The following is a 12,353-nucleotide window of genomic DNA, read 5'->3' as shown; positions in this document are numbered from 1 at the left end:
TGTCGCTGTGTCGCACTGTTTCACTGCTCACTGTTTCACTGTTCACTGATAACTGCCACGAGGTGCCACTGGTGGCTGGTGTAGTCGGCCTTGGCGGCGGGGATGGGGAGGCCGGCGTGTTGGAGAAGGGTTCCCGAATACGTCGCGCCGGTGGCGGTGTCGCGGTAGGTTTTTGTTGGGTCGAGGCCGCGGAGTCGGAGGAAGCGGTGGGGGGCGGTGGCTTCGGCTAGGATCGTAACGTGGGTGACGAGGGCTTCGCTGGCGTCGGGCGCGGCGACGAGCCAGGCCGATTCGGTGCGATTGCCGTCAAAGGGACTGATGAGGCGGTAGAGGTCGCCAGTGAGGAGGAGGGGGCGGAGTTTTTTGTAGGATTCGATCTGGCGGCGGACTTCGTTTTTCTCTTCGTCGGAGAGGAGGCCGAGGTCGAGTTCGTAACCGAAGGCTCCAGTGAAGGCGACGTCGCCACGGGTGCGCATGGGCGTGACACGGCCGACTTGGTGATTGGGAACGGCGGAGACGTGCGCCGAGAGCGTGGAGAGCGGATACGCGAGTGAAGTGCCATACTGGATACGCAGGCGGCTGATGGCGTCGGAGTTGTCGGAAGTCCAGATTTGGGGCATGTAGTGGAGGATGCCGGGGTCGAAGCGTCCGCCGCCACCAGAACAGCCTTCGAAGAGGATTTCGGGGAACTCGGTGACGAAGCGTTCCATGATTTCATAGAGGCCGAGGACGAAGCGGTGGGCGACTTCCTGCTGCTGCGCGGGGGGGAGGGCGGCAGAACCGACTTCGGTAAGGTGGCGGTTCATATCCCATTTGATGAATCGGATGGGCGCAGCGCGGAGGATTTTTGCAATGGCGTCGTAGATGGCGTTGCGGACTTCGGCGCGGGAGTAGTCGAGGACGAGTTGCTGGCGACCTTCGGTGCGGGCGCGGTCAGGAACGTGCAGGCACCAGTCGGGGTGCGCGCGGTAAAGGTCGCTGTCACGCGAGATCATTTCCGGTTCGAACCAGAGTCCGAAGGAGAGACCTTGCGCGTTGATGCGGCGGGCAAGGTCGTCGAGGCCGCCGGGGAGTTTTTTGCGGTCAACCACCCAGTCGCCAAGCGAGGTGTGGTCGTCGTCGCGGTGGCCGAACCAGCCGTCGTCGAGCACGAAGAGTTCGACGCCGAGTTGCGCGCCGGTGGCGGCGATTTTTTCGAGTTTGTCGGCGTTGAAATCGAAGTAGGTGGCTTCCCAGTTGTTGAGGAGGATGGGACGGGGTTTGTCGTGCCAGTGGCCGCGAAGGAGGTGGGCGCGGTAGAAGCGGTGAAGGGCGCGCGACATGCCGCCGAGGCCGCCGTCAGTGACGTGGACGAGGACGGCTTCGGGCGTCTGGAAACTGTCGCCGGGGGCGAGTTGCCAGGCGAAGTCGAAGGGGTTGATGCCGATCTGGGCGCGGACTTGGCGGGTGGGCTCAAGTTCGGCCTGGGCCATCCAGTTGCCGCTGTAAACGAGATTGAAGGCGTAAACGTCGCCGCGATTTTCGTCGGTGCCGTGCTGGGCGAGGGCGATGAAGGGGTTTTGCTGATGGCTGCTGGTGCCGCGGCGGCTGTCCACGGTCTGACGGCCTTGGCGTAGTGGTGTGGCAATGACATCGCGTTCGCGCGCCCACGCGCCGGAGAGTTGGATGAACTGGTGTCCGTCATGCGCGGTAGAAAAATCGAGCGAGGCGGAGAGGGCGCGGCGGATTTCGAGCGTGGCTTTGCCGTGGTTGGTGATGCGGGCGGAACGGGTGATGATCGGGTGGGCGGCGAAGGCGGTGTAAAGCAGTTCGACTTCGAGGCCGGTGAGGGCGTCGGCGAGGACGAGGGTGAGGGTTTCGGCGTCGGTGGTGTGGCCGGTGCGGGTGAAGGTTGCGGGGAGTCCGGCGAGGGCGGGTTTGCCGGGGGTGATGCGGTGGGTTTTGTAGCGGAGATCGAGGATGCGGGAACCGTTGGCGGGCTGGTAAACCTCAAGGGCGGGCTCGCGGAAATCGGAGGTGCCGTGGACGGGGTATTCGAGCGGCAGGGTGTCGAGGCTGATGCCCCAGGGCGCGCCGGCGAGGGTGGGGGAGAAGGCGCGGTCGCCGGTGCGGACGAGAGCGTCAAGACCAGCAGGGGGGGGGGGGGGGGGGGCGGCGCATTCGCGCCGAACATCGAACGCCGAACGCTCAACAGCCAACGTCGAGGTGGAGCGGACCGCAGGTGAATGTGCGCCGGTGTTTTTCGTTGGATGTTGGGCGTTGGATGTTGGGTGTTCGATGTTCGCGTCAGCGGCGAGCGAGGGCCCCCAGTAGAGATGGAGAGGGATGTTTTGGTCCGAAATTTTGATGGCGTAGGTGGTGTCGCCGGCGTGGAGAAGGAAGGTCGCGGTGTCCTTGTGGTATTGGATAGGCATGATGCGTAGTCTGATGGAAAGGTGGTTGGAAAACGGTTGGCAAAAATGAAAACGCGCAACTTGGCAGGAGGCGGGCGGTGAGGGCGAGCTTTGTTGTTTCGTGATCGAGTGCCGGTTCCATGCCTTGGTCGCGAGCGTTATTTGTGCCGCATTTCCAATGCTCGTCCACCGTCGCCGTGCCTGATTAATTCCAACGATCACCTCCTCTGTCCGCGCCATCCATGCGGCAGTGACGATGCCGCAGTTGCCGTGTGCAGCCCAGATTAATGTCAGGGCAAACCGATGACAAACTTGAGGGACTGATGAGACCGGAAATTATACAAAATGGCTGAGCCAAAACCAAAGAATCCAAACCGTAACCGCGAATGAAGACAGCAGATTCATTTGGTTTTATTCGCGATCATTGGCGTCCATTCGCGGTTACGGTTTTTGGCCCGGCGAATCCGGGGAAACCGGGCGCAACCGCCGGTCGGCGAAATCCATGAAACGGTTCCAGTCGTAGGGTGTCAGGTCGTGGATTCCGTTGCGCAAATGGTAACCGATAAAATCGCCGACCGGGGTTTCTGGAGCGGGGAGCGAATCGACGCTGGCACCCAGACCAGGTTTGCCGAACAGGGCATAGACAGGCTCCGCAAGTTTGCCCGACAGAAATTCGCCCTTGGGATCGGCCCAGCGATCCTCGACCGCGCTCGCAATGTAAACAGGACGCGGCGCCATCAAGGCGATCAAGGCGTGCTGGTCGGCAGGCAACGCGCCCTCGTTGCCGGAGTAACGACGGTAGTTTTTGCAGAACCAGTGCGGGAAGTTGCGGTTAAGATCACGGATGGTTTCCCCATAATTGCGCCGGGCGAGCGCGGCGCCGCCCTCACCGGAGTTGTTGCTGATGACGATGGCAAACCGCTCGTCCTGTGCGCCTGCCCACAAAGCCGTTTTGCCGAGACGCGAGTGGCCGAGCACGATGAGCTTGTGCGCATCAACCTGCGGCAGACTCACAAGGTGATCCGCCATGCGGCTCAACCCCCAGGCCCACGCGCCAATCGCGCCCCATTCGTCATCGGCGGGCCTTTGCTTTTCCTGCCGCCCGTCGCGGTAAAACAAGGGATGCACGCCGTTCTGAAAATCGTCGTCAACGTCTGGATCGAAATCGCTGTAGTAGGCGGTTGCGAGTCCGTAGCCGCGTTCGAGAATCGCCTCGATCGGATAGCGGTTCGCCTTGCAACCACGCGAGGATTCGGTCGCCCGATGGTTGATGTAACCGAGCGCGTCGCTGTTGCGAAACCACGCGTCCGACAGCGCAATATCGGGGGTATTGATGACGCTGTGGTTGCCCCAAAAATTAAGGATAACAAACACCGGCACGGGTTTGTTCTGAGCAGCGGCGGGAAGAAACAACAGGAGCGATGCCTGAACGCGGGCGGCAGTGGTGGCACCGGCTTTCGCCCCGCCCGTGGTCGTGTCATCCGCCATCGTCGTCGCCGCCGCCGCCGCGCTGAATTCCAGTGTTGTCTGGCGCATGACACCTTTGCCGCCGAAGACGCTCTTGTCAGGTGCGGTTTCCCAGACGCGCATGGTTACGGGGGCTTGAGGGGTTTTCCCGTAAACTTCATTGGCGAAACTGCGCAGCAATTCCGGTCTGCGCTTCGCCAGCCATGCTGCCTTGTCCGTGATTTTTGTCCCATCAGTCGCGGTCAACACGTCAGGGATTGGCAATGAGCCCACTTCCGATTCGTCGTAGTTGGTGGCGGGCGCGGACTGGGCAGGTAGTGGAGTTAGCATGGCGGAGAATGCAATCAGCACGGTGGTGCTGAGGATGGAGACGGGATTGCTGTATTTCATTTTCAGTTACGAAAGAATGGCGGATGAAACGAAAGAAAAGCATAGCGTTTTCGCGTGCTTGTAGAATGGCGGGAGAGGTGAAATACATGGCAAAACCGAAACCAGAAAAAAAACCATGACCTACCGCGCCAACGATTCCTGGAACCAGCACCTCGACGAAATGAACCGGCGGAGGGTTTTTCAGCCCCTGACCGTGGAACTGGTGCGGATAGAGGGCCATGTGCGGACGGGCTGGAAACACATCGAGCATGTGCATCCCTACTGGCAGATGGAGGTCGTCGAGGCGGGCGGGTTTTCGCTGCGCATCGAGAGGACGCGGTTGTATCCGAAAAAAGGAGACATCATTTTTATTCCGCCGCAGACCACCCATCATTTTCACCATCCGCGCGGCAAGCGGGGCTGGTCGTTCAAGTTTTCGGTGGCGGAGATGACCGGACGGTATCCGGCGGGCTGTATGGGGAAGAACGAGAGCGGCGAGGGGGAGGGGGGGGGAGGGGTGGGCAGGCAGCTGCACACGGCGTTGCTGGGGGCGGCGGGCTTGTGGCGCGAATCGGCGGACGACAATGTGCGGATACTGATTGAGCACCTGATCGCGGCGGCGTTGGAGATGCATTTCGGGCGGACGTTTCCCACGGGGACGGAGAGCGATTTGATCCGGCGCGCGCGTCGTCATGTGGAGCAGCGCATGGCGGCGGGCGGGCAGGTGAAGGTGGGCGAACTGGCGGCGGCTTTGCGGTGCTCGGCGCCTTATTTGAATCGTGTTTTCAGGAGCAGCCTGGGGCTCCCGGCGAAGGCGTTCATTGACCAGTATCGTTTCGAGACCGCCCGGCGTTTGTTGCTGGAGACATCGCTCAACGTGGCGGAGATCGCGGGCGAACTTGGGTTTGATGACGCATTCCGTTTCTCCCGTTTTTTCAAGCGACTGAGCGGAAAATCGCCGCGCTTGTATCGAAATCGGCATGACGTACCGAAGCCGGCAACAGCGCAATGATCCGGGGGGGGGGGGGAGAGGGGGGAGTCAGTTCGGCCGGTCCTTGTCTTTGTAAAAAATATAGCTGGCGAGGTAGGAAAGTCCGAAGACGCCGCTCAGCGTGCGCACGTTGCGCATTGCGCCCACCACGCTTGAGAATGACGCCGCGGCGGGTTCCTGAATGCGCAGCAGCAGCAAGGCTCCCAGCAGCGCGAGCGTGGGTTGCACAAAAAAACACGCGTGGTAAACCTGCAACGCCTGACCCGGCCAGCGCAGCAACGCCCATTCCAGCACGGCGCCGCCGAGGATCGGGGCGATGGCGGCCACCAGCGAGGTCAGCGCCAGGTTGGCGCCGATGGCGAGGCCCTTCGCTCCGGGCGGGATGAGTTTCAACAGCAACGTGAACATCCCCAGCGTGAACCCCGCGTTGGTCATTCCACCCCAGATCCACATGCCATAGAGCCACGCATCCATGCCGGGACCGATGATGCACCAAAGGTAGTTCTGAAGCTGCCAGAGGATGAGCGACACCGCCATCACCGACTTGTTGCCGAAACGGTCGATGAGTTGCCCCCAGGCCGGCATCGAAAGCGCCGCGCCCATCGCGCCGCAGGTCGAAATGATGCCGATGTCGAAGGCTGACTGGTTCATCTGGTCGAGCATGAACTTGTGGTAAAACGGCCCGAAAATATTGGCCGCGAACGACCACACGGAACCGAAGAAAATAAACAGCACGAACGACCTCGATTGTCCCAGCACCCACATCTGGTCGCGCAACGATCCCGCCTGCTGCGTGTCGCGCTGGCGGGGCTGCGTCTGCATCTTGTATTGGGCGCGCAATGACAGCACGCGCGCCACAATCGCCGCCACAATCACCGCCTGGAATGCCGGAATCGCGTAGTTCCATTTTGCCAGCACCCAGCCTGCTGCGAGGAGAAACAGCATGTTGGCGATTTGGAGCAGCCGGTTGCGTCGCCCGAAATACTTGCCCCTTAACCGCACCGGCACCCACTCCTGCACCCACGAGTTCCAGCCCACGCCGGTGAGCGAGGCGCAAAAGCTCGTCACGAAAAACCACCCTGCGATCCACTGCGCCGCGACCTGCGGATTGTCGGCGGGCAAAAACGACAGCATGACCGCGAACACTCCCCAGCTCACCATGCCCGCCGCGCTCGTGCCGATGGCGATGGCCTTGCCCGAGAACCAGCGCGTGAGCAAGGGCGACACAATGATTTGCAGAAAATTGCACATGAACGGCAGCGACGTGATAAAACCAATGGCCGCCGTGGAGAGCGGGATCGCCTTGGTGAACAACGCCGCGAGCACGACATTGACCGGCAGCGTCATCATGACGAGCGGCACGGCGTAAATGCCATCGGCGGTGCACAGGCGGAAGTTGTCCGCCAAGGTTTTTTTACGGGCTAAAGCCAGAGTCCGGGATGCGTTCACGCGAGAATGGTTTTGCGAAATGGCCTGAAAACAGGCCCTGCCACCAGAACCAAATGCACCGCCTCTGTCGATAAAAGCTAAACATCTGCACTCTCCCGCCTTCGTGCGCTTGCAGACCGCGCCACGCCTGCTCCAACATCCAACCTTTTTTTACCAATCCATGCCTGCAGCCCGCACCGCCAGCACTCTCCTCTCCTCGTCCGCCGCAGCCGCCGCGGTCTCTGCCGCCGTCTCGCAGGAATCCACCGCGCAGGCCCTGCTTGCCGAAGACGAGCAACTCCTCGCCGCCTGGCGCGAAGAGATTGATGTGCGCCACGAGGAACGTCTTACGATTCAGGCCCGCCACCGCGACCGACTCGAAGACGCCTTCGACCACCTCGAAGTCCTCCGCCAAGGCGCGACCGAACGCGCCGGCGAAATGCTCTCCGTTACCCATCCCGACGCCCCCCCCCCCCCCCCCCTCTCGACATCGACCCCCGCACCCGCGCGCTCCATCTTTATCCCCCCCGACCCCTTCACCTCGGAAGAGATGGCACGCTACCGCTTCCCCACGCTCGACCTCCTGCGCGCCCCCGACTCCAACGAGAACCAGTTCGCCGACACCGCCGATATCGAGACCGGCAAACGCCTCCTCCAGGACGCCCTCGACAGCTTCGCCATCGACGCCTTCGTGTATGACGCCATCGTCGGCCCCCGCGTCACCCAGTTCCGCGTCCGCCCCGGTTTTGGCGTGCGCGTCGAGACCATTGCCTCGCTCGAAAAAAACCTCGCCCTCGCCATGTCGGCCAGCGCCGTGCGCATCCAGGCCCCCATCCCCGGCGAAAGTTTTGTGGGCATCGAAATCCCCAACCGCACCTCCGTCCCCCTCACCCTGCGCGGCTCCCTCCAGACCACCGCCTGGCAGGACAACAAGATGGACATCCCCCTCATCCTCGGCGTTGACATCGCCGGACGCCACATCCTCTGCGACCTCGCCCGCGCCCCCCACGCCCTCATTGCCGGAGCCACCGGCAGCGGCAAATCCGTGTGCATCAGCAACCTCATCCTCTCGCTCGTGTATCGGTTTCGTCCTGACGAATTGGAGATGGTTCTCATCGATCCCAAGATTGTGGAATTCGCCATCTACAAAAACCTCCCTCACCTCATCCATCCCGTCGTCACCGAACCCAAGCAAGCCGTGCAAGCCCTCAAGTGGCTCGTGCGCGAAATGGAACAACGCTACGAAACCCTCGCCGAAAAAAACGTTCGCAACCTTGCCGGTTACAACGCCAAGGCCGCCGCCGAAGGTTTTCCGAAACTCCCCTACATCGTCCTCATCATCGACGAACTCGCCGACCTCATGATGACCGCCTCCAACGAAGTCGAGACCCCCATCGCCCGCCTCGCCCAGATGTCGCGCGCCGTCGGCATCCACACCGTCCTCGCCACCCAGCGCCCTTCCGTCAACGTCATCACCGGCATCATCAAAGCCAACTACCCCACGCGCATGGCCTTCCAAGTCTCTTCGCAAGTGGACTCCCGCACCATCCTCGACGCGAAGGGAGCCGAATCGCTCCAAGGTCGCGGCGACATGCTCTTCAGTCCACCCGGCCTTGGCCGCCTCCAGCGCTTGCAAGCCCCTTACGTGGACGACGCTGAGATCGAAAAAGTCGTCGGCTATCTCAAAGCCCAGGTGCAACCGCGCTACCGTGTCGAGCTTCGCCCCGAGGACGCGCCCGGCGGCGCCGAAGCCGGGGCCGAAGGCGGGGGGGGGGAGGGCGGCGGCAACATCCCCGCCGGAGCCGATCCCATGATAAAAGAAGCCCTCGAAGTCATTGCCGCGCACGGACGCGCCAGCACCAGCTATCTGCAACGGAAGTTGAAAATCGGATACAACCGCGCCGCGTCCCTCATGGACGAGATGGAAAAACGCCGCTACATCGGCCCCCAAGTCGGCAACAACCCCCGCGAAATCTTCGTCCAACCCGGCGACCTCTGAGTTAATTAAGAATTAAAAATTAAGAATTAAGAATGACCAAACCTGTGCCCCTCTTCGTCTGCATTTATCCATTCACATGGAACCTTCACTTACCGCTGCTCCATCCTGTTTCCGTCCAATTTTTAATTCTTAATTTTTAATTCTTAATTTCCCATGACCATCACCGACCTTCTCGAACGCATCCGGCGCGACGGCGTGCGCCGCACCGCCCACGCCCTGCGCAAATCCCCGCTCCCCTCGCGTCTCCTCCAGGAACTCGCCGCCCTCCCTCCCGCCGACGCGCCCGAAGCCCGCCCCTTTGTCGCCGCCTATTCGCTCTCTCCCAGTCATCTCCTCGAAGAACTCGCGGACGACGCCCTCAGCACCACCCACCCCGACCCCGGCCTCCTTGCCCACCTCGCCACCAATCCCCGCACCCCGCCGCACCTCCTCACCCAGTTTGCCGCTCACGCCGACCCCGCCGTGCGCGCCCAGGCCGCCGCCCACCCGCAACTCCCCCCGCGCGACCTGTTCACCCTTGCCACCGACCCATCGCCCGACGTTCGCCGTTCGCTCGCCGCCAACCCCTCCCTGCGTCTCCCTCATCAGGCCATCCTCGCCACCGATGCCGACCCCGGCGTCCGCCTCCACCTCGCCACCACTGCCGCCCCCCAATCCCAACTCGCCCTCGTCCTCGGTGCCGACGACAGCGCCGCCGTTCGCGTTCACGCCGTCGCCTCGCTCAAAGTCGAGCCCGAGATCCTCCTCGGCTGGGCCGCCTGCGACGAAGAAGACGTGCAACTCGCCCTCTTTCAACGCCGCGAACTCACCGCCGAAGTCCGCCGCCTCCTCCTTCGCTCCCCCCATGCCACCGTGCGCCGCGCCGCCGTCCGCGCCATCAGCGCCGATGAAGCCGACGGTGCCAGCGCCTCCACCCAACTCGACGACACCGACCTCTTCTTCCTCGCCACCCGGGGCCAGCCCGACGAACGCGTCTGGGTCGCCGGCTGTCCCGAACTCTGCCGCCCCCTCCAAAGCATTCTCGCTCAGGACACCGACCCTGCCATCCACGCCGCTCTCGCCGCCAACCCCGCGCTCGACGAAACCATTGCCCGTTACTTCGTTGGCCGCGCCGACGAAACCACCTGCGCCGCCCTCGCCCGCAACCCCGCCGTCCCCCCCCCCCTCATCGAGGAACTCGCCGCCACCCGTCTCCCCTCTGTCCTTACAGCTCTCGCCTACCGCGACGGACTTGATGCCACGCTTGCCCAATTCCTGATCGCCCACAGCCCCGAATTCCGCACCCACTGCGCGCTCCTGCACAGTGAACAGTTAACAGTGAACAGTGAGCAGTTAACAATGAACAGTGAACAGTCGCCCACTGCCCACTGTTCCCTGTTCACTGCTCCCTGTTCACTGTCTCTCGACACCGCCCGCCGACTCATCGCCGATCCGCTGCCCACCGTGCGCGTCCTCGCCGTTGTCGCTTGTCCCGACTGGCGGCGCGCCGACCTTTACGACATTGTCCGCGACCCCGCCCGTGCCGTTCGCATCGCCGCCATCCGCCACCCCAACGCGCCCGACGAATTGTTGTCTGACTGGCAAGCCGACTCCGATCCCGCCGTGGCCGGGGCCGCCCGCGAAGCCGCCGCCATACGCGCCACTCGTCCCTCTCCCCCCTCCTCCTCCTCCGCCCGCTCCGGCAAAAAGACAAACGTTAACATTGACGCCGTCGTCACCAGCCCGACGCTCTCCCCTTCGCCGCGTGCCACGACCCGTGCCGCCGCGCGCGCGATGCCTCCTGCACCTCCCGCAGCACCTGATATTTTCCGCAAACTCAAAAAATTCTTCTGGCAGTAACCGACATGGCAAAAGCAACCAAAACCTCCACCCTCAGCTTCCGCGACATCGTCCTCGGAGCCGAGGCTGACATCATCCGGCAAGCCCTTGAGGCCCGCGTGCAGATCGACCAGCTTCTCGAAGAGCGCCTGCGCGCCTACGAGCGCATCGCCGCCCTCGAAACCCAAGTCGAGGACGTCCTTGGCGAACCGGGCGGATTCCCTTTCCCCGCGCCCCCGCTCCCGGTGGCCGGATTCGATCCCCGGGCCGAGACCGTGCTTCGAGGCGCAGCGGGTGCCGCCGGGTCCGGGCGTAAAGGCCCCGGACGTCGCGCCGCCTCCGTTGCGGGTGACGATGCCGACGCCGGCACCGATGCCGCCACCGACGCCACCGACGACACCGACACCGCGAACGACGCCGACGACAAAAGCTGACGTCACGCCGCCGCTGCCGTAGTGCGGTGCTTTAGCCCGCACCGCTGGGCGAACAACTCACAGTGCGGGCTAAATGCTCCGCATTACGTCGGCACTCTGCAAACACCCGTGTCAATCGAGCCACACACGATTCGCATCAACGAACTGCTCCTCGCCCGCGAGGCGCAGTTCGTGCGCGTGTATGATTTGGAGACGCAGATTAACACCCTCCTTGGCGGCGACCCCTATCCCTTTACGCGCCCCCTCCTCCCCTCTGACCAACGCCGCAAACCCGGCAAAAAGTCCCCCCTCCGCGTCCACCCCGACGCCCTTCCCTCGGTCCGCCAACTCGACCCCGGCGCAGGCGAGACGGCGTATCGCGTCACTTATACCCAGCACGGCAAGACCGTAACCGAGGACCACGATCTGCCCGATGCCTTGCGCACTCTGCTTGCCAGTCAGGGAGCGCAGTTGCGCATCCTGCGCATCGAAACGCTCGACGCTACTGGCGCGACGCGTGAAGTGATTTTCGAGCAACGCACATAGAAGGCTGGCTGGACCTGCGAACTCTCTGCCGGTTGGTTGCGTCTGTTAGAAAATCTTCGAGGGAGATTCCTGCCGGATGACTTTTTCAGGCTGGAAAAGAAGCCAGCCGTAGCGATCGAGTTCCAAGGGATGCGGACGAGGACGTTGTGGATCGCTCCAGATGGTCATGGCGTTTTCAGGACGATGCCAGCGGGCGAAGTTGGCGCGGAGACGGACGGGTGGCGTCTGGCGTAGAGCGGCCTCGGCGCGCGCGAAGTCGCGCTTCGCGGGGTCGAAGATGGCGTCGTAACCGCGGGTGTTCACCACATCCGCAAGCGCGGAAAAAGGAATGCTGCACTCCACGCTCCAGCCGGAAGGAGTGATGTTCGTGGCGACCTCGATATCCGACGGACTCCAGTCGTGATTGAGCCAGTTCGGAACACGAAAAAGCACATCGTTCCAATAACCAGCAGGGTTGATTTCGATGTTGAGTCCCTCGTTGGGCGGCCCGTCCACGGGCGCGGCGAAGAGGATCTCGGCGCAATCGTCGCGGAAGGTGTGGTCGTCGCGTGCGGTATGCGTGGCGACAATGTTGTCGTCCTCGCATACGAAGGAGACGAGCAGATGCGTGCCGGTGTGCAGGAGACGAACAAGGGTGCGCTGCGTCGTGGGACGGTCAGGCCAGTAGTTGGACAAAGGAATCGGTGGAGCTAGGTTCCAGGCCGGTTCATCCGCACGTCCGTCAATGGTAATGCTGCCCACGGCAACACGGGGCACATGGTGTTCGGGGACCAGACCACCCGTGCCACGTGGGGCGGACGGTTGCGTTGCCACGGGGGGCAGCGTGGAGATGTAGTTTGTTTTACATGACGATGACATGAGGGAGATCATGAATCCGATAATCAGGGTGGTGGCCAGCCGGGCGGCGAAGTGGGAACGGATCATGAAGA

Annotated in this window: 9 protein-coding genes; 5 read left to right on the top strand and 4 right to left on the bottom strand. The window is 62.7% G+C overall.

From position 1 onward, the window contains the following. Positions 1 to 35: 35 nt before the first annotated feature. Both OBACDRAFT_RS16425 and OBACDRAFT_RS16420 read right to left on the bottom strand, forming a co-directional pair. Positions 36 to 2,414, bottom strand: a complete 2,379-nt coding sequence (locus OBACDRAFT_RS16425; RefSeq protein ID WP_043587493.1) for an alpha-galactosidase — start codon at positions 2,412 to 2,414, stop codon at positions 36 to 38. Between the two features lie 420 nt (positions 2,415 to 2,834). Continuing rightward, on the bottom strand, positions 2,835 to 4,250 hold the full coding sequence (locus OBACDRAFT_RS16420) for a glucuronyl esterase domain-containing protein (RefSeq protein WP_052362141.1): 1,416 nt from the start codon (positions 4,248 to 4,250) through the stop codon (positions 2,835 to 2,837). A 115-nt stretch (positions 4,251 to 4,365) separates the two neighbouring features. On the opposite strand from OBACDRAFT_RS16420, the gene OBACDRAFT_RS30835 reads away from it, so the two are divergent. Next, entirely contained in the window at positions 4,366 to 5,241 is an 876-nt protein-coding gene (locus tag OBACDRAFT_RS30835; protein ID WP_052362140.1) for an AraC family transcriptional regulator, read from the top strand. A gap of 27 nt (positions 5,242 to 5,268) precedes the next feature. On the opposite strand, the gene OBACDRAFT_RS16410 is transcribed toward OBACDRAFT_RS30835, so the two are convergent. Further along, positions 5,269 to 6,627: an MFS transporter gene (locus OBACDRAFT_RS16410; protein WP_232767268.1), complete on the bottom strand. Its 1,359-nt coding sequence runs from the start codon at positions 6,625 to 6,627 to the stop codon at positions 5,269 to 5,271. Between the two features lie 202 nt (positions 6,628 to 6,829). On the opposite strand from OBACDRAFT_RS16410, the gene OBACDRAFT_RS16405 reads away from it, so the two are divergent. From OBACDRAFT_RS16405 to OBACDRAFT_RS16390, 4 genes are all read left to right on the top strand, one after another. Continuing rightward, a complete protein-coding gene (locus tag OBACDRAFT_RS16405; protein WP_088179311.1) occupies positions 6,830 to 8,647 on the top strand; it encodes a DNA translocase FtsK in 1,818 nt (605 codons plus the stop codon). Positions 8,648 to 8,800: 153 nt separating this feature from the next. Next, positions 8,801 to 10,486, top strand: a complete 1,686-nt coding sequence (locus tag OBACDRAFT_RS16400; protein WP_043587489.1) for a serine/threonine-protein kinase — start codon at positions 8,801 to 8,803, stop codon at positions 10,484 to 10,486. Between the two features lie 5 nt (positions 10,487 to 10,491). Then, a complete protein-coding gene (locus OBACDRAFT_RS16395; RefSeq protein WP_064499553.1) occupies positions 10,492 to 10,899 on the top strand; it encodes a hypothetical protein in 408 nt (135 codons plus the stop codon). Between the two features lie 108 nt (positions 10,900 to 11,007). Further along, positions 11,008 to 11,424 (top strand): hypothetical protein, encoded by a 417-nt coding sequence (locus OBACDRAFT_RS16390; protein ID WP_043587487.1) that lies wholly within the window; start codon positions 11,008 to 11,010, stop codon positions 11,422 to 11,424. Between the two features lie 45 nt (positions 11,425 to 11,469). Here the strand turns inward: OBACDRAFT_RS16390 and OBACDRAFT_RS16385 are convergent, their stop codons facing one another. Next, a complete protein-coding gene (locus OBACDRAFT_RS16385; protein WP_052362139.1) occupies positions 11,470 to 12,348 on the bottom strand; it encodes a carbohydrate-binding family 9-like protein in 879 nt (292 codons plus the stop codon). Between the last annotated feature and the right edge of the window lie 5 nt (positions 12,349 to 12,353).

The organism is Geminisphaera colitermitum TAV2, from assembly GCF_000171235.2.
Lineage (GTDB): Bacteria > Verrucomicrobiota > Verrucomicrobiia > Opitutales > Opitutaceae > Geminisphaera > Geminisphaera colitermitum.
Note: the sequence above shows the minus strand (reverse complement) of the source record. Positions and strands in the feature narration are given on the sequence as shown.